Source organism: Ensifer adhaerens (assembly GCF_002007205.1).
Taxonomy (GTDB): domain Bacteria; phylum Pseudomonadota; class Alphaproteobacteria; order Rhizobiales; family Rhizobiaceae; genus Ensifer; species Ensifer adhaerens_D.
Genome location: NZ_LAZS01000003.1, coordinates 57,530 through 75,286, shown reverse-complemented (window position 1 = coordinate 75,286; position 17,757 = coordinate 57,530). Strand labels below are relative to the sequence as shown.

The 17,757-nt window shown below is 62.0% G+C and carries 19 protein-coding genes; 1 reads left to right on the top strand and 18 read right to left on the bottom strand.

All coding sequences use genetic code 11. From position 1 onward, the window contains the following. Positions 1–12: 12 nt before the first annotated feature. From XB14_RS02315 to XB14_RS02265, 11 genes are all read right to left on the bottom strand, one after another. Positions 13–309 carry a putative quinol monooxygenase gene (locus XB14_RS02315; RefSeq protein ID WP_077960014.1) on the bottom strand — a complete coding sequence of 99 codons (297 nt, stop codon included), beginning with the start codon at positions 307–309 and terminating at the stop codon, positions 13–15. A gap of 169 nt (positions 310–478) precedes the next feature. Continuing rightward, positions 479–1,018: a peroxiredoxin gene (locus XB14_RS02310; protein ID WP_077960013.1), complete on the bottom strand. Its 540-nt coding sequence runs from the start codon at positions 1,016–1,018 to the stop codon at positions 479–481. A gap of 183 nt (positions 1,019–1,201) precedes the next feature. Next, entirely contained in the window at positions 1,202–1,873 is a 672-nt protein-coding gene (locus XB14_RS02305; protein ID WP_077960012.1) for a TIGR02117 family protein, read from the bottom strand. 14 nt (positions 1,874–1,887) lie between these two features. Further along, positions 1,888–3,600: an urease subunit alpha gene (ureC, locus tag XB14_RS02300; RefSeq protein WP_077960011.1), complete on the bottom strand. Its 1,713-nt coding sequence runs from the start codon at positions 3,598–3,600 to the stop codon at positions 1,888–1,890. 3 nt (positions 3,601–3,603) lie between these two features. Further along, positions 3,604–4,248: a Urease operon accessory protein gene (locus tag XB14_RS02295; protein ID WP_077960010.1), complete on the bottom strand. Its 645-nt coding sequence runs from the start codon at positions 4,246–4,248 to the stop codon at positions 3,604–3,606. A gap of 3 nt (positions 4,249–4,251) precedes the next feature. Then, positions 4,252–4,662 carry a lysozyme inhibitor LprI family protein gene (locus XB14_RS02290; protein ID WP_077960009.1) on the bottom strand — a complete coding sequence of 137 codons (411 nt, stop codon included), beginning with the start codon at positions 4,660–4,662 and terminating at the stop codon, positions 4,252–4,254. Next, positions 4,659–4,964 (bottom strand): urease subunit beta, encoded by a 306-nt coding sequence (locus XB14_RS02285; protein ID WP_077960008.1) that lies wholly within the window; start codon positions 4,962–4,964, stop codon positions 4,659–4,661. Before XB14_RS02285 ends, XB14_RS02290 begins: the two co-directional genes overlap by 4 nt. Before the next feature lie 94 nt (positions 4,965–5,058). Further along, a complete protein-coding gene (locus XB14_RS02280; RefSeq protein ID WP_057249031.1) occupies positions 5,059–5,361 on the bottom strand; it encodes an urease subunit gamma in 303 nt (100 codons plus the stop codon). Between the two features lie 123 nt (positions 5,362–5,484). Next, positions 5,485–6,318: an urease accessory protein UreD gene (locus XB14_RS02275; RefSeq protein ID WP_077960007.1), complete on the bottom strand. Its 834-nt coding sequence runs from the start codon at positions 6,316–6,318 to the stop codon at positions 5,485–5,487. 175 nt (positions 6,319–6,493) lie between these two features. After that, a complete protein-coding gene (locus XB14_RS02270; protein ID WP_077960006.1) occupies positions 6,494–7,468 on the bottom strand; it encodes a 2-hydroxyacid dehydrogenase in 975 nt (324 codons plus the stop codon). Between the two features lie 143 nt (positions 7,469–7,611). Further along, positions 7,612–8,628: an alpha/beta fold hydrolase gene (locus XB14_RS02265; protein WP_077960005.1), complete on the bottom strand. Its 1,017-nt coding sequence runs from the start codon at positions 8,626–8,628 to the stop codon at positions 7,612–7,614. Positions 8,629–8,822: 194 nt separating this feature from the next. Between XB14_RS02265 and XB14_RS02260 the strand changes: the two genes are divergently transcribed. Beyond that, a complete protein-coding gene (locus tag XB14_RS02260) occupies positions 8,823–9,275 on the top strand; it encodes a MarR family winged helix-turn-helix transcriptional regulator (RefSeq protein WP_077960004.1) in 453 nt (150 codons plus the stop codon). 190 nt (positions 9,276–9,465) lie between these two features. Here the strand turns inward: XB14_RS02260 and XB14_RS02250 are convergent, their stop codons facing one another. The 7 genes from XB14_RS02250 to XB14_RS02220 form a co-directional block, all read right to left on the bottom strand. Then, positions 9,466–10,584, bottom strand: coding sequence for a branched-chain amino acid ABC transporter substrate-binding protein (locus tag XB14_RS02250; RefSeq protein WP_077960003.1), 1,119 nt, complete (start codon positions 10,582–10,584; stop codon positions 9,466–9,468). Positions 10,585–10,699: 115 nt separating this feature from the next. Then, positions 10,700–11,044 (bottom strand): DUF6867 family protein, encoded by a 345-nt coding sequence (locus tag XB14_RS02245; RefSeq protein ID WP_077960002.1) that lies wholly within the window; start codon positions 11,042–11,044, stop codon positions 10,700–10,702. A 24-nt stretch (positions 11,045–11,068) separates the two neighbouring features. After that, on the bottom strand, positions 11,069–11,794 hold the full coding sequence (locus tag XB14_RS02240) for an ABC transporter ATP-binding protein (protein WP_077960001.1): 726 nt from the start codon (positions 11,792–11,794) through the stop codon (positions 11,069–11,071). Next, the gene (locus XB14_RS02235; protein ID WP_077960000.1) at positions 11,794–12,678 is read right to left on the bottom strand and encodes an ABC transporter ATP-binding protein; all 885 of its coding nucleotides are present in this window, start codon (positions 12,676–12,678) and stop codon (positions 11,794–11,796) included. The genes XB14_RS02240 and XB14_RS02235 overlap by 1 nt, the downstream gene beginning before the upstream one ends. Continuing rightward, on the bottom strand, positions 12,678–14,063 hold the full coding sequence (gene livM / locus XB14_RS02230) for a high-affinity branched-chain amino acid ABC transporter permease LivM (RefSeq protein WP_077959999.1): 1,386 nt from the start codon (positions 14,061–14,063) through the stop codon (positions 12,678–12,680). The genes XB14_RS02235 and livM overlap by 1 nt, the downstream gene beginning before the upstream one ends. Positions 14,064–14,067: 4 nt before the next feature. Continuing rightward, complete coding sequence (locus tag XB14_RS02225) at positions 14,068–14,970, bottom strand: branched-chain amino acid ABC transporter permease (protein WP_077959998.1); 903 nt, start codon at positions 14,968–14,970, stop codon at positions 14,068–14,070. A 285-nt stretch (positions 14,971–15,255) separates the two neighbouring features. Further along, positions 15,256–17,682, bottom strand: a complete 2,427-nt coding sequence (locus XB14_RS02220; protein WP_077959997.1) for a GcvT family protein — start codon at positions 17,680–17,682, stop codon at positions 15,256–15,258. Between the last annotated feature and the right edge of the window lie 75 nt (positions 17,683–17,757).

Here is a 17,757-nt window from a genome sequence, read left to right as displayed (position 1 = left end):
GATAGGGCATCGTCAGAGAACCTCGACCTTTTCCGGCGTCACGAGCTCGATGCGCGCCTCGACGAGCAGGTCAGCCATGGCCGCCTGGAAGGCCTTCAGATGCGGTTCCTCGAAATGCGCGTCGACGGCCGCCTTGTCCTTCCAGGTCTCGACAAACACCAGCGCATCGGGTTCGGCCGGCTTGCGGTAGAGGTCATAGGTGATGCAGCCAGCCTCGCGCCGGGTGGCCTCGATCAGAGGTGCTGCGAGCGACACCACTTCATCCCCCTTGCCCTTATGCGCGGTCAGGTAGGCGATAATGTAAACCATTGAACCCTCGATATCTTTTCTGTCGGCTACTTTAGCAAGAAAAAGCCTTGGCGCCAGTCGATAGCACGGCTTTTCAGGCGCTCGCTGCGGCCGCGCCGCGCAAGAAAAAGCCCGAAGACCGGATCCGATCTTCGGGCTCTCTCCAATCAGGAACGATATGTCCTTGCCATCAGGCGGCGAGCTTCTGGGACTTCAGCGTCTCCAGAATGTTCTGCGGCGAGGAAACGCCATAGGGATCGCTGTCGCAGTTGTCGGAATAGCCTTCTTCCTCGAACCACTGCTCGACGACGCCGTTGTTGACGACGGCGGCGTAGCGCCAGGAGCGCATGCCGAAGCCGAGATTGTCCTTGGCGACGAGCATGCCCATCTTGCGGGTGAACTCGCCCGAACCATCCGGGATCAGCTTGACGTTTTCGAGGCTCTGGGACTTGCCCCAGGCGTTCATGACGAACGCATCGTTGACCGAGATGCAGTAGATCTCGTCAATGCCTTCGGCGCGGAAATCGGCCGTCAGCTTTTCGAAGTCGGGCAGTTGGAAGGTCGAGCAGGTCGGCGTGAAAGCGCCCGGCAGCGAAAACAGCACGACGCGCTTGCCGGCGAAGTAAGCGTCGGAGGACACGTCCTCCCAGCGGAACGGGTTCGAGCCGCCAACGGCCTCATCGCGAACGCGGGTGCGGAACGTTACAGCGGGTACTTTTCTGCCAAGCATCGTCATCTCCTTCAGTGCGGCTCTCGGTCAGAAGGCGATGGGAGGCTTTGCCAGCGACCGAGAAAAAGATCAGTCGCCTTCTATCGGATATTACGTTGCAACGCAGCACGAAAGGGCTCGATTCACATGCGAGCATGGCAGCCATGCGGTGTTCGCATGGCTGCCGATTGGCAATCAAAAGCCTCAATTGTGGATGCGCAGGGATAGACTAAGGCTCGGCGGCAAGGGGTTCCACAGTCCTGTCCGCAAGCCCGCTTCGCGCAGCGCCCGCGCCGTCCATGTGTTGCAGCCGAAGAGCGCGTTGAAGCTGCCTCTGGCCTCGAAGAAGCGGTCGTTGCCGTTGTAGGAAAAACCCTCGATCGGAACGACGGCTCCGGCCTCTCGGGAAAAACTCTCGGCAATGAAGCCGAGCAGCCGCTCGTAGCCGACGGCATCCAGTTCGAAGCCGGCGACGGAGGCTTGCGGCTCAACGATGCGCCCGGCGATATCCACATGCATCACCGAACTGTCGAGGGTCAGCGCCTTGAAGACGGGTCCAGGCTTCAACTCAGACCAGGTTGGCGTTTCCAGATAGAAGGACCGCCCGCCCCAGCCGAAGATCAGCCATTCTGCTTGCGGATGCGCAAGCGGCACGCCGGCCGCTTCGACAAAGCCGAATCGCGTTCGCGTCTCGTCGGTCAAGGGTACGGCGATGTCCGTGTGGATCGGGCCGGAAAGCAAAAGGATGCGCGTGCCCCCTGCTCCCGCGGCAGAGGCCGAAGCCGGCAGCAGCGGCCGCGGCAGCAGGGTTCCGAGAACGACGGCAAGCACGGCCGCCAGCAAGCCGAAGAAAGCCCATTTCAGGCCACGCTTCATCCTCTGCCTCTGCTTTAGAACAGGAAGTAGCGCTGCGCCATCGGCACGATCGTCGCCGGCTCGCAGGTCAGAAGCTCGCCGTCAGCGCGCACTTCATAGGTCTCCGGATCGACCTCGATATGCGGCATCAGGCTGTTGTGGATCATCGAGGCCTTGCCGATGCCGCCGCGGGTGTTCCGGACAGCGACCAGTTGCTTGGCAACGCCGAGCTTGGCCGCAAGGCCTGCATCGAGCGAAGCCTGCGACACGAAGGTGACCGAGGAGTTCGTGCGGTTCTTGCCATAGGCTGCAAACATCGGTCGGTAATGCACCGGCTGCGGCGTCGGGATGGAGGCGTTCGGGTCGCCCATCGGTGCAATCGCGATAGAGCCTCCGAGCAGCACGAAATCCGGCTTCACGCCGAAGAAGGCCGGATTCCAGATGACGAGATCGGCGCGCTTGCCGACCTCGATGGAGCCGATCTCATGGCTGAGACCGTGGGCGATCGCCGGGTTGATCGTGTATTTGGCGATGTAGCGCTTCACCCGGAAATTGTCGTTGTCACCGGTTTCCTGCGGCAGCGACCCGCGCTGGCGCTTCATCTTGTCGGCGGTCTGCCAGGTGCGGATCGCCACCTCGCCGACGCGGCCCATCGCCTGGCTGTCAGACGAGATGATCGAGAAGGCGCCGATGTCGTGAAGGATATCCTCGGCCGCAATCGTCTCCTTGCGGATACGGCTTTCGGCAAAGGCGATGTCCTCGGGGATCGACGGCGACAGGTGATGGCAGACCATCAGCATGTCGAGATGCTCGGCCAGCGTATTCTTCGTGTAGGGACGCGTCGGGTTGGTCGAGGACGGAATGACATTCGGCTGGCCGCAGATCTCGATGATATCGGGTGCGTGGCCGCCGCCGGCGCCTTCCGTGTGAAAGGCATGGATCGTGCGGCCCTTGATCGCCGCCATCGTATCTTCGACAAAACCGCTCTCGTTCAGCGTGTCGGTGTGGATCATCACCTGCACGTCGTATTCGTCGGCAACGCCAAGGCAGCAATCGATCGCCGCCGGCGTCGAGCCCCAGTCCTCGTGCAGCTTTAGCGAGGTGGCACCAGCCAGTACCATCTCGACCAGCGCGGCCGGGCGCGAAGCGTTGCCCTTGCCGGCAAAGGCGATATTCATTGGCAGTCCATCAGCCGCCTCGATCATGCGGGCAAGATGCCAGGGGCCCGAGGTACAGGTGGTGGCAAGCGTGCCATGCCCGGGCCCGGCGCCGCCCCCCAGCATGCAGGTGATCCCGCTGACGAGGGCCTCCTCGATCTGCTGTGGGCAGATGTAATGGATGTGGCTATCCATGCCACCGGCGGTGATGATCTTGCCCTCACCCGCGATCACCTCGGTACCGGGACCGACGATGACGGTCACGCCCGGCTGCATGTCCGGATTGCCGGCCTTGCCGATGCCGGCGATGCGCCCGTCCTTGAGGCCGATATCCGCTTTCACGATGCCCCAGTGATCGACGATCAGCGCATTGGTGATGACGGTGTCGACGGCACCCTCGGCGCGCGTCAGCTGGCTTTGCCCCATGCCGTCGCGAATGACCTTGCCGCCGCCGAACTTCACCTCCTCTCCATAGGTGGTGAAGTCCTTCTCCACCTCGATGAAAAGCTCGGTGTCCGCAAGCCGCACCTTGTCGCCGACCGTCGGGCCGAACATGTTGGCATAGGCCGCGCGCGACATCTTGTAGGGCATGGTTCAGGCTCCTTGGGACGAAAAAGAAATGGGATGGAGGCGGCGAAGGCGGCCGCTCGCCACCAGCGCATCGACATGGCGGCGCTCGGCGGCAAAGGGATGCCACTGCCAGCCGATGTGGCCGAAGCCGGCAAGAACGACGTCATCCTCGGGTGTCGCCAGATGTGCGAGAATATCGGCAATCACGATCATCCCGCTCGACGGAACGACGTAAGGGTCCGGCGAGAAGCCAGCGAGATCCTGCTCCACCTGGTCGTGCACATCGACGGGAACGACGCGAAAGCCGCGCTTGGTCGAACGGGCGAAGCTCTCGAACCCGACAGTGTAATCGTCGCAGAAATCGTCGAGGTCCGGATGCGTTTCCGCAAGCCGAGCGCGCATCGCGGCAAACTTCGCGCCGGAGCGAACGCACCAGATCTCCCGCGCCTGGCGCACGGCGGCATTGGTCTTCCAGCGGCCGCCGCCAAGCATGGCAAGCCCCGGGCGCCCGGTATTGCAGACGGCGACGATATCGGTCCTTTGCCCCCCGGAACCGACGGAGCGGCAATCGTTGAAGCGCACGACGAGATCGGCGGCATCGATCGTCGCGCCAAAACCTTCGGGCACTTCGCCATTGCCCACGATCATGATGGTGCGGCGACCCTGCACTGGTCAGTTCCCTCGATTTTCGAGAAATTCGTTAAGCTCGGCCGTGCGCTTCTGCGTCAGCTCGGCAAGGCAGCCCGAAACCAGCATCGATTCCGCCTGGCCTCCTCGGGCCTGGAAGCCGGCCAGCTCGCACTGTCCGTCGCGATAGGCGACCCAGCCGCGCTGCGCCTTCTTCAGCGCCTCGACCGCACCGATCTCGGCGCCCTCGAGCTCCTTGTCGACATTCTGCGCCGCCGTCATCGCCCGCTTGTAGACGGCATTCAATTCCACGTCCGCCGCTTCATATTCGCGATAGGCGCAGGCGTTCAGGTCCGGTTGCGCCGTCGCGCTTGCGCAATCAACAGCCGGCGCATCCTCGGCGAAGGCTGGCGCAGCAAGAACAAGAAGCAGCCCGAGACCCGGCAGCCCCCTCATAGCTTGCCCATCACCTGCTGGCGGAAGCCATAGACCTCGCGCTTGCCGGAAAGCGGGATCAGCGTCACCTGACGCGTCTGCCCCGGCTCGAAACGCACGGCGGTGCCGGCCGGAACGTCGAGTCTCCGACCATAGGCGGCGTTGCGGTCGAACTGCAGTCCCGCATTGGTTTCGGCGAAATGGTAGTGGCTGCCGACCTGGATCGGGCGATCGCCGGTATTGGCAACCTCGATCGTCGTCGTTTCGAGGCCGGCGTTGAGCTCGATCTCTCCGGCAGCCGCGATGATTTCTCCTGGGATCATGATCCTCTCCTCAAGCCGCCTGGGAGGCCCGCACGCTTGCTTCCTTGGTTAAAGCCCGGGGCCACGCCCGCAAGCCACATCGTCGTCTCGCCGCCTAGCGGATCGGCTCGTGCACGGTGACAAGCTTGGTGCCGTCAGGAAACGTCGCCTCGACCTGGATGTCGTGGATCATCTCGGGGATGCCCTCCATCACCTGATCGCGCGTCAGCACCTGCGCACCCGCCTCCATCAGTTCGGCAACCGAGCGTCCGTCGCGCGCACCTTCCACGACGAAGTCGGTGATCAGCGCGATCGCCTCGGGATGGTTGAGTTTCACGCCGCGCTCCAGGCGCCGGCGGGCAACCATCGCCGCCATGGAAATCAGCAGTTTGTCCTTTTCGCGCGGGGTAAGGTTCATGCGTCGCCACCGGTTGTTCGAGAAGCAAATTCCCTGGAAATCTGCGAAGCGGTTTTCCGTCAGGATTTACATAGTTTCAATGTGTTAGATCATTTCACAGTTTCAATAAAAATATGAAATGGCCTAGAGAACCCAGACTTTCGGCACTGTCTTCTGCTTGCGCAAGTGCGAAATAATGGGGATGAGGATTTTTCTGAGCGCGAACCCATCCGGCGCGACGAAACGGGCCACCAGCTTGTCGCGACCATCGACCTGAAAATGGCTGATGCCGACGCCGGCCTCGCCCTCAACGAGCGATCGAAGACGTGGCAGATGAAGTTCGCAGTCCGGACCGACGTAGAGCAGCGTGGCAAAGGCAGCCGCGCCATCAAGCACCGCTCTGCGCTGGCCAAGGCTGGCGACTTCTCCTGATAGCGCCAGGCTCTCCGCATGCAGCAGCCTGCCATCGACACGGATCCGCCAGCGATCGCGGAAGAGCCCGGTTTGCACCGCCTCGCCCATCGCCTTGCGACCGAGCAGAACGGCCTCCACCGCGAGAAACGTCGCGTCGGTGGCAAGTTCCACCTCCAGCGAGCGCGACAGCGCGGCCCGGTCGAACAGGATCGTCTCCTGCGGCAGCCAGTCGACGCGCGCGCCGGAGGCAACCTCGATATGGGTCGCCACTTCGACCGTATCGGCGCTCGCCTTGTAGATCTTCTCGCAGGCCTGCGTCGTCACGGTCACATCGGTTCCGGCCCCTGCCGCCACTTCCCAGACCATGCGGTCGCCGCCGGTGAGGCCACCGGAGGAATTGATGAGCACCGCCTCCATGGACGCGTCGAAGGTCTTCGGCAGCCTGATCTTGGCACAACCTTCCTGATAGAGCTCGGCAATGCGGCTCTGGCCGAGCGCCGCCTTGGCGACCAGCCGTCCCTTCCCCCAGGCCCTCTGCGGGGCGATCCTTGCTGCCTTGTTCATACCCGACCGCCGCGCGGTGTCCCTCAATCCCCGGCGCAGCGCCCGCCGGGCCCGCCGCCTTGTCTTCGCGCTATCGTCCGCATCGCGGCACGACAAGTCAAGTTATTGTTTTGCAAAGAAAATCGTCAATCTGCTGCATTTCCATGCAGGCGCTGGGCAGAAAACAGGCAGTCTCCTACGCGACGCGATCCGGCGGTTCGCGACCATCGAAGAAGGCGGTGACATTGTCGACCACCTTCATGCCCATGGCGACGCGCGTCTCCTCGGTGGCGCTGCCCAAATGCGGGAGCAACACGACGTTTTCGAGCGTGCGCAGACGTTCCGGCACGTCAGGCTCCGCCTCGAAGACGTCAAGGCCGGCGCCGCGAATGACGCCGCTTTCGAGCGCGTCAATCAGCGCCGGCTCATCGATGACGTCACCCCGCGCCGTGTTGACGAGATAGGCGCCTTTCTTCATCAGGGCCAGGCGCTCGGCGTTGATCAGGTTCCGGTTCTCGCCGCCACCCGGGCAATGCAGCGACACGAAGTCCGCGACCTCCAGCACATCCTCGACGGTGTCGAGCTGGCGGGCGCCGTAACGGCTCGCTTCCGCCGGGTCGATGCGTGACCGGTTGTAGAAGACGACCTCCATGTCGAAGCCGAAGTGACAGCGCCTGGCCATCGCCTTGCCGATACGGCCGAAGCCGATGATACCGAGCGTCTTGCCGGTGACCTTGCCGCCGATCATGTGGGTCGGACGCCATCCACTCCATACACCGGCGCGCACCTGCCGCTCGCCCTCGCCTGCCCGACGCGCGATCGCAAGCAGCAGCGTCATGGCGATATCAGCGGTGCAGTCGGTCAAAACACCCGGCGTATTGGTGACGACGATGTTTCCGGCCCTGGCGGCCGCGACGTCGATGTGATTGTAGCCGACGCCGTAATTGCCGAGGATCTTCGCCCGGATACCGCCCCCCGCGAAGAGTTCGGCCGGAAGCCGGTCGGAAACGGTCGGGAGAACGGCGTCGTAGGTCCGCAGCGCATCGGCCAGCGCTTCAGCCGTCATCGGCACGTCGCGCTCGTTCAAGGTGACGTCGAAGCGCTCGGCAAGCACCTGCTCCACCGCCGCCGGCCAACGACGGGTGACGAGTATGCGGGGTTTCGAGTTCATGCCTGCCTCCGGATCAGAATCGCCGAAGGATAGTGCACGAAACGGCGCGGCGCGACAGCCATCCCGGCAGGCGAAACAGCTATCACAAAAGCAAAAAAGAGGCGTCGGTGCGGGCGCCTCCTTTTGTCATGACGTCAGACGCGTCACGCCTTGGCGAAGGCGAGCAGGTCGGCGTTGAGCTGATCCTTGTGGGTGTCGGTGATGCCGTGCGGCGCACCGGCATAGACCTTGAGCTCCGCATGCGGCACCAGCGTCTTCGAGGCTCTCGCCGCCGCATCGATCGGCACGATCTGGTCGTCGTCGCCATGGATGATCAAGGTCGGCACGTCGAACTTCTTCAGGTCCTCGGTAAAGTCGGTCTGCGAGAAGGCGACGATCGAGTCATAGGTGTTCTTGTGACCGCCCATCATGCCCTGCAGCCAGAAGCTGTCGATCATGCCTTGAGACGCGACCGCACCCGGGCGGTTGAAGCCGAAGAACGGGCCGGACGCGATGTCGCGGTAGAGTTTCGAGCGATCCTTGAGGCTGGCCGCCTGCAGGCCGTCGAACACCTCCTTCGGCAGTCCGCCGGGGTTCTTGTCGGTCTTGACCATCAGCGGCGGCACGGCCGAGATCAAACCGGCCTTGGCGATCCGGCTGGTGCCGTGGCGACCGATATAGCGGCTGATCTCGCCGCCGCCGGTCGAAAAGCCGGCCAGGAAGATGTCCCTCAGATCGAGCGCGTTGATCAGATCGGCGAGATCGTCGGCATAGTGGTCCATGTCGTTGCCGTCCCAGGGCTGCGACGAGCGGCCATGGCCGCGGCGGTCATGGGTGACGACGCGGAAGCCGTTATTGGCGAGATGGAAGGCCTGCGCTTCCCAGCTGTCCGACGACAGCGGCCAGCCGTGGCTGAGCACGACGACCGGGCCATCCTTCGGCCCCCAGTCCTTGTAATAGATCTCGACGCCATCGCGGGTGATGATGCGGCTGCCGGAGATACCAGCGCCTTGCGAACCTGCGCTTGTCGCGTTGTTACTTGCTGCGGATGTGTCGGCGGCCTTGGCCGGCGTATGGACGGCAGAGACGGCAGCCGCCGTTGCCGCCGCGCCAAGGGCGACCGAGAGGACGTCGCGGCGAGAGATGCTGTGGGCCTCGGTCTTGCTGATTGCCTTGCTCATGGAAACGCTCCTTCTTCCCTGCGGCGATGCCGCGTTGCTTTTAAATATCTAGCGATTAAATCGTGCGCGATTTATATGATTTGTATCGTTAGCGATTAGATCGTGCACAAACATTTAAACCGCGGCTGCACAAGTGTCAATGCCTTGCGATTATATCGCGAACGATTTATTTTAGGGCGTGACAGGAGAAGGCGATGACGGACACCAATCCCAACGACGACGATGCGATGCTGAGGCTCGACAGTTTCCTCTGCTTCGCGGTCTATTCGGCAAACCACGCCCTCACGCGCATCTACAAGCCGTTGCTGGAGGAACTCGACCTCACCTACCCGCAATATCTGGTGATGGTGCTTCTCTGGGAGAAGGACGACCAGACGGTCGGCAGCCTCGGCGAGCGGCTCTTCCTGGAATCGAGCACGCTCACGCCGATGCTGAAGCGCCTGGAAGCGGCCGGCTACATCGCCCGCGTGCGCGACAAGACGGACGAGCGGCAGGTACGGGTGCAATTGACGGAGATGGGAAAGGCGCTGCGCCAGAAGGCGATCGATGTGCCCCGCAGCCTTGGCGAAGCGACAAAGCTCGGCCCCGACGATATCGAGCGACTGCGCGCCGAAGTCTCGTCGCTCAGGGACACCTTGCTGAAATAGCGACTGCATGTCTCCTTAAATGGTCCTCGATTTAAGGAAAAGACATGTAGCAGATCAAAGTGTTACAGCGACCTTTGCGCGTCTGATAAGACGCGCGGCGCTGTAGGCAGCGCGCAAACGCCCCGCAAAAGAAAAGCCCGGCGATCGCTCGCCGGGCCCAACAGATCGGACCCAAGGTCCGAAATCAGAACTACTCGTTCTGGAAGTAGCTGTACTTGCCGTCTTCGCCCTTCTTCCAGGTGTACATGACGTAGTCCGGGCGGGTGATGTCGCCCTTTTCGTCATAACCGAGGTCGCCGATCGCGGTCTTGAACGGACCCTTTGCCTTGACGGCTTCAGCAACTGCCTGCGGGTCGTTGCCGCCGGAAGCCTTCGCGGCTTCAGCGATGACCTGGAGAGCGGCGTAAGCGTAGAGCGTGTAGGCTTCCGGTTCGAAGCCGGCGGCACGGAACTTCTCGACGAGTTCCTTGGCAGCCGGGTTCTTGCGCGGATCCGGAGCAAAGGTCATCAGCGTGCCGTCAACGGCGTCGCCGGCGATCGAGGCCAGTTCGTTCGAAACGATACCGTCGCCCGACATCAGGGTTGCCTTGAGGCCCTGGTCCTTCATCTGGCGCATGATCAGGCCAGCTTCGGTGTGCAGACCGCCGTAGTAGACGATCGAGACGCCGGCTTCCTTCATCTTGGCGATGAGAGCCGAGAAGTCCTTGTCGCCGGTGTTGATGCCTTCATAGAGGGCTTCATTGAGGCCGGCTTCGTTCATCGACTTCTTGGTTTCGTCGGCAAGGCCCTGACCATAAGGGGTCTTGTCGTGAATGACGGCGATCTTCGCGTCCTTGTGGTTGGCGGCGAGGAAGGCGCCGGCAACTGCGCCCTGCTGGTCGTCACGGCCGCAGGTGCGGAAGGTGTTCCAGAGACCGCGCTCGGTGAACTGCGGGTTGGTGGAGGCCGGCGTGATCTGCAGGATGCCGTTTTCGGCATAGACTTCCGAAGCCGGGATGGACACGCCCGAGTTGAAGTGACCGACAACGAACTTCACGCCATCAGCGACGAACTTGTTGGCGACCGAAACGCCCTGCTTGGCGTCCGAAACGTCGTCGCCGAGCACAACTTTGATCTGTTCCCCATTGATACCGCCAGCCGCGTTGATGTCGGCAGCGGCCTGCTCTGCACCTTTCTGGAGCTGTGCGCCGAAGGCGGCGTTCGGGCCAGTCAGCGGGCCGGCGACACCAACGAGAATATCAGCCCAGGCGCTGCCGCTGAAGGCAACCATAGCCGTCAGCGCGACCGCCGACAGAAGAGACTTTTTCATCTTGTTACTCCCAATTATCCGAGCGGGTCTCGTTACCAACCTGCGCAATGCCCACCATAGTTGCGCCGGTGTTTCTTTCGCACCGGCCGCGGCGGACCGGCGCGCGCTGTTCCCTTTATTTGGCTTTCCAGGAGAAAGGCGAAGCCTTCTCATAGAGCCAATAGTAGATATTGGTCATTTGCTTGGTCCGGTAGTACCGGAAACCTGCGGTAGCAAACAACAAAAGCACGATCGTGTCCACGATATAGTATTGCAGGCTGAACATGGTGCCTTCGAAGAGGGCGTGGTGCACGAAACGGATGCCCAGTCCCAGCAACGCCACATAGAGCAACAGGCGTGGCATGCCTTCCCAGCTTTCGGCCACGCTCTTGCCCGTGCGCCAGGCGGTCCAGCCGCCAAGCACGCAGCTTATGAAAAGAAACTGCCAGATCGACGCTTCTTCGTAGAGAATTCCCTGCATGTCACTTGCTCCAGGTGCGGCCGATCAATGACGGCCGCCTTCGAGATAGGCCGCGCGCACTTCCGGATTGGCGAGCAGATCCCTGCCGCTGCCGCTCATCGTCACCCGTCCGTTGACCATCACATAGCCGCGGTCCGAAAGCTTGAGCGCGCCGAAGGCGTTCTGCTCGACGAGGAAGACAGTCAGGCCCTCCTCCTTGTTGAGTTTCTTGATCGCCTCGAAGATGCCCTTGACGATCAGCGGCGCGAGACCGAGCGACGGCTCGTCGAGAAGCAGAAGCTTCGGCCGGGCCATCAGCGCACGGCCGATCGACAGCATCTGCTGCTCGCCGCCCGAAAGCGTGCCGCCGCGCTGCGCCTGGCGCTCCTTCAGGCGCGGGAAAAGGGTGAACACCTTTTCCACGTCCTGGTCGAAGTGCTTCAGGTTGTCGAGGCTCGCGCCCATCTGCAGGTTCTCGAACACCGTCATGCGCGGGAAGATGCGCCGTCCCTCAGGCGACTGGGCGATACGCAGTCGTGCGATCTCATGCGTCGGCATGCGCGTGATGTCCTGGCCCTCGAAGTAGACCGAACCGGTGCGCGCCTGCGGGCTGCCGCAGATGGTCATCATCAGCGTCGACTTGCCCGCGCCGTTGGCGCCGATCAGGCAGACGATCTCACCGCGGTGAACTTCGACATCGACCCCGCTCAGTGCGCGGATATTGCCGTAATAGGTTTCGACGGCTTTGACTTGGAGAAGCGGCGCCGTCATCAGTTGGTGCCCCCCTGCCCGCCTTCGATTTCCTCGATTTGTTCGATCACCGCTTCAACCTCTTCGTCCTCGACACCCAGATAGGCCGCAATGACCTTCGGATCGTTCTTCACGAAATCCGGTGTGCCGTCGGAAATCTTCTGTCCATATTCCAGGACGACCACGTGATCGGAGATCTCCATGACCACGGACATGTCGTGTTCGATCAAAAGGATCGACGTGCCGGTATCGACGCGGATACCCCGCAGCAATTCGTTGAGCGCCAGCGATTCACGCGGGTTGAGACCGGCGGCCGGCTCGTCCAGGCAAAGAAGCTCAGGGCCCGTGCACATGGCACGCGCAATCTCGAGACGACGCTGCGCGCCGTAGGAGAGATCACCGGCCGGATCGTCCGCACGGTCGATCAGCGACGCCTTTTCAAGCCAATGCTTGGCAAGGTCGATCGCCTCGCGCGACGCCTGGCGGTAGGCCGGGAAGCCGAGAAGGCCGAGGAAGGTGTAACCCGACGCCTGCATCAGCTTGTTGTGCTGCGCAACGAGCAGGTTTTCGAGCACCGTCAGGCCGGAGAACATCCGGATGTTCTGGAATGTGCGCGCCACCTTGGCATGTTTGGTGATCTCGAAGTCCGGCAGACGCTCCAGCAGGTATTCCTTGCCGGCCTTCTGCTTCATCGTGATCATGCCCATCGTCGGCTTGTAGAAGCCGGTGATGCAGTTGAACACCGTGGTCTTGCCCGCTCCGTTCGGGCCGATCAGCGCGGTGATGTCGCCGCGATAGGCTTCGAAGGAGAAGTCGTTGATGGCCATGAGACCGCCGAAGCGCATCGACAGGTGCTCAACCTTGAGAATGGGGTCTTTTGTCATTGTCGTTGTCTCGCGGGCCATCAGCCGTGCCCTTCCTTGGTGAAGCTGCCGGAGACGGCCTTGCGTTCGTGCAGGAAGGCGGTCGGTTCTCGTGATCCGACGAAGCCGCGCGGCTTCCAGACCATGACGACGACCATGGCCAGGCCAAAGATCAGCATGCGGTAGAGTTCAGGGGTGAAGTCCGGTCCGAACACCATCTTCAGGAAGGAAAGCTCACGCAGGATTTCGGTACCGCCGATCATCACCACCGCGGCGACTGCGATACCGGTGAGCGAGCCCATGCCACCGAGAACGACGATGGCCAGAATGACCGCCGATTCCAGGAAGACGAAGGATTCAGGCGACACAAAGCCCTGGCGCACCGCGAAGAACGAGCCGGCGATACCGCCGAACATCGCGCCTGTCGCGAAGGCAGTGAGCTTGGTGGTGACCGTGTTGATGCCGAGCGAGCGGCAGGCGATCTCGTCTTCGCGCAGCGCTTCCCAAGCGCGGCCGATCGGCATGCGGCGAAGCCGGATGGTCACGTAGGCGGTCAGCAGGCAGAGAGCCAGGATCAGGTAGAACAGGAAGATCTTGTAGTAGGCCGACGACATCGGCAGGCCCATCAGCGCTGCGAAACCATCCTTCGAGGCATCGAACTTGATGCCGAACAGCGTTGCCTTGGCGATGCCGGAAACACCGAACGTCCCCTTGGTCACTTCGGTCCAGTTGATCAGCACGAGGCGTATGATTTCGCCGAAGGCGAGCGTCACGATCGCCAGATAGTCACCGCGCAGTCTGAGCACCGGGAAACCGAGGATCATGCCCCAGAAGGCGGCAAGGATGCCGGCAACCGGCAGCAGAATCCAGAACGACAGGCCGAAATAGGTCGACAGCAGAGCGTAGGAGTAGGCGCCGACCGCATAGAAGGCGACGTAGCCGAGGTCCAGCAGGCCCGCAAGACCGACGACGATGTTCAGCCCCCATGCCAGCATCACGTAGATCAGGATCTGGATACCGAAATTGTCGACCCACTTCAGCGAGCCCTGCACGCCGAAGACCGCGACGATGATCGGCGGATAAACGAGCAGGAACGCAATTGCCAGCTTCGAGAAGTTGCGGCTGACGAAGCCCTCCTCCTTCGCCACGTCCTCGGCTTCCGCCTTGGCGGCCTTGCGCCGGGCAAGCGCCGGCTGGACATAGGCAACCATCAGGAACCGACCGACAGCGGCAACGATCACGAAGATCGCCAGCAGCCCCCAGCGTTGATTGAGGATCAGTTCGTTGCGGATGTTCTGGTCGGACTTGAGACCGACGAACAGCACGAAGAGACCGAGGGAAATCAGGCCCGCGAAGACAGCCTCGCGCAGGGCCCGCGCCGTCACGTCAGTGCCGGCGCTTGCAGTCGTAGAAGCAATATTTGCCATGGAATTATACCTTCTCGACTTCCGGTCGTCCGAGAATGCCAGACGGCTTGAAGATCAGGACGATGGCGAGAATGGAGAAGGTCGCGACGTCCTTGTAGTCGATGGTGAAATAGGCCGACCAGAGGGACTCGATGAGTCCGATCAGCAGTCCGCCGAGAACGGCGCCTGGCAGCGATCCGATGCCGCCGAGAACGGCCGCGGTGAACGCCTTTACGCCAGGGACAAAACCGTCGGTGAAGACGACGACGCCGTAATACATCAGGTACATCGTGCCGGCGACGGCAGCGAGTGCCGCACCCATGATGAAGGTCACCGAGATGGTGCGGTCGACGTCGACGCCAAGCAGGGCTGCCATCTTGCGGTCCTGTTCGGTCGCACGCTGGGCGCGGCCGAGCGGCGTCTTGTTGACGATATACCAGAAGATCGAAAGCAGGATCGCCGTGATGACGATGATGATGATCTGCTTCAGCGAAATGGTGATGCCGAAGACCTCATAGACCGAGGAGACGAGCGGCGGGATCGGCTTGTTGCGCGGACCCTGCGTCACCTGGATGAAGTTCGACAGCGCGATCGACATGCCGATCGCCGTGATCAGCGGCGCAAGCCGGAACGAACCGCGCAGCGGCCGGTAGGCCACCTTCTCGATCGTCCAGTTCCAGAGCCCCGCCGTCAGCATGCCGACGACCATCATCAGCAGAAGAGCGAGTACAACCGGGACGCCACCGATGAATGTTGTGAGAAGCAGAAAGACAATCAAAGCAGCAAAGCCGCCGAGCATGAAGATATCGCCGTGGGCGAAGTTGATCATGCCAATGATGCCGTAGACCATGGTATAACCAATTGCGATCATACCATAAATAGACCCAAGAGTCAGCCCGTTGACGAGCTGCTGGACGAAATACTCCATCAATCTTCCCCTGGACCAGATCCATAACGGTCCGGTCTCTTGTTTTTTGAGCTCATTGTTGAGCGCTGTGTTTGCTCGATTCCATACCTCTTTCAAACGAAAAGGAAAGCTAAAAAACGCGACTTCGTCAAAAACTTCCTCGATAAAATCGATTTGACGCTTTTACAGCCAGAAGAATCAAATTTTTCGCAGCTTTCGCCCGTGAAATCATCAACTTTAGTCGTAAAAGCCTTCGGTATTCTCAGGCTTCCTGCCCCGCCCTCGTCCGCATGCCTGCCCGAACGCTCAGGCGCGCATGCGCTGACCGTTCGAATCGAACAGCGGATGCGGCTGAAGACGTGCCGGCAGGATCTCGCCCAAGAGTTCGATCGACCAGCCATCGCTGCGGTCGGCAATCTCCTTCGGCACATAACCCATGGCAACCGAAACGCCGCTTGCATGCGCATAGCCGCCCGATGTCACCCAGCCGCGCACGACGCCATCGAGATAGATCGGTTCGTCGCCGATGACATCCGCGTCCCTGGCCTCGAGCAGGAAGGTCCTGAGACGCAACGCGCCGCCGTCCGCCTTCTCTTTCACGGCTGCCGCCTTGCCGATGAAATCCGCGTTCTTGCCGGTCGCAACGAAACGGCCAAGCCCGGCCTCGACCGGGCCATAGAGCGGACGATACTCGCGCGCCCAGCTGCCGAAGGATTTCTCGACGCGCAGCGCGTTCAGCGCCCGGAGACCGAACAGACGAATCCCGGACGCCGCCCCCTTCTCCATCAGGAGTTCGAAGAGATAGCGCTGATACTCGGGCTTCATCCAGATCTCGTAGCCGAGATCGCCGGTATAGCTGACGCGGCCGACGATGGCCGGCGCCATGCCGAGATCCATGCGGCGGATGTCCATGAAGGGGAAGACGGCGTCGGAGACGTCGAGATGGGTGAGGCTCGCGAGCACATCGCGCGCCTTCGGCCCGGCGATCGACAGGCCGGCCAGCTCCAGCTTCAACGCCTTCAGCGTCACCGAGCCGTCCGCGGGCAGATGCGCCTCGAACCAGCGCATGTGGTAGTCCTCGGCGATGCCCGAGCCGATCAGCAGGAAATCCCCTTCCCCGAGCTTTGCCAGCGTGAAGTCGCCGATCAGCTTGCCGTCATCCTTCAGCATCGGCGCCAGCGTCATGCGCCCTGCCTGCGGGATGCGGCAGGCAAGCAGCCGGTCGAGCCAGGCTTCGGCGCCCTTGCCGGTGATCGCATATTTGGCAAAGCCCGATGTCTCCATCAGGCCGACGCCCTCGCGCACCGCCCGCGCCTCGGCGCCCACCGTCTCGAAATCGGTCGAACGCCGCCAGGAGAAGGCGTCCTTGACGCCTTCGGGTGCAAACCACAGCGGCGCTTCGAGCCCGTAGGACGCGCCGAAGAAGGCGCCCGCAGCCTTCAGCCGGTCGTAGATCGGCGTCGTCAGCAGCGGCCGCGCGCCCGGCAATTCCTCGTTCGGATAGCGGATCGAGAAGCGGCGCGAATAGTTTTCGCGCACCTTGGCATTGGTATAGGCAAGTGTGGCGAAATCGCCGTAGCGGGAAACGTCCATGGCAAAGACGTCGAAGCCGGGGTCGCCGTAAATCATCCAGTTGGCAAGCGCCAGGCCGACACCGCCGCCCTGGCTGAAGCCGGCCATGACCGCACAGGCCGACCAGAAGTTCCTGAGGCCCCGCACCGGGCCGACCAGCGGGTTGCCGTCCGGCGAGAAGGTGAAGGGGCCGTTGATGATCTTCTTGATCCCGGCCTTGTTGAAGGCCGGGAAATGCCGGAAGCCAACCTCGAGTTCCGGCGAGATGCGGTCGATGTCTTCGGCCAGCAGTTCATGGCCGAAGTCCCAGGGCGTGGAGATCGGCGACCACGGGCGGCAGGCCTTCTCGTAGGTGCCCATCAGCATGCCGTTGCGCTCCTGGCGAAGATAAATCTCTCCGTCGAAATCGACGCAGTGCATCAGTTCCTTGCCGCGCGTCCGATTAAATTCGATGACCTCGGGCATGTCCTCGGTGATGAGGTACATGTGCTCCATGGCGAGCACAGGCAGCTCGAGGCCCACCATTCGCCCCACCTCCCGCGCCCAAAGACCAGCGGCATTGACCACATGCTCGGCAACGATCTCTCCCCGGTTGGTGATCACTCGCCAGGAACCGTCTTCCCGCTGCACCAGATCCTCGACCTTGGTGTGCAGATAGATCTCGGCACCGTTCTTCTTCGCCGATTTGGCATAGGCATGCGTCGTGCCATAGGGATCGAGATGCCCCTCGACCGGATCGAACACCGCGCCGACGAATTGGTCGGGATCGAGCAGCGGCATCAGGTCGTGCGCTTCCATGGGCGTCAAAAGCTCGGCTTCGAGCCCCATATAGCGGCCCTTGGCAAGGATCGACTTCATCCAGTCGAAACGTTCCTTGGTGGCGGCGAGCATCATGCCGGAGGTCATGTGCAGGCCGACATCCTGGCCGGAATACGCCTCGATCTCCTTGTAGAGCTCGACCGTATATTTCTGCAGCTTGGCGACGTTCGGGTCACCGTTGATCGTGTGCATGCCGCCGGCCGCGTGCCAGGTGGAGCCGGAAGTGAGTTCCGATCGTTCGAGCAGCACGGCATCGGTCCAGCCGAATTTCGTCAGGTGATAAAGCACCGAACAACCGACGACACCACCGCCGATGACGACGACCTTGGCATGGCTTTTCATGCGTACACTCCGTCTTTCCATGCTCCTGCCGGAGGCATGGCCAAATTGTCAGGAAGAGATCCAGGCACGGCAACC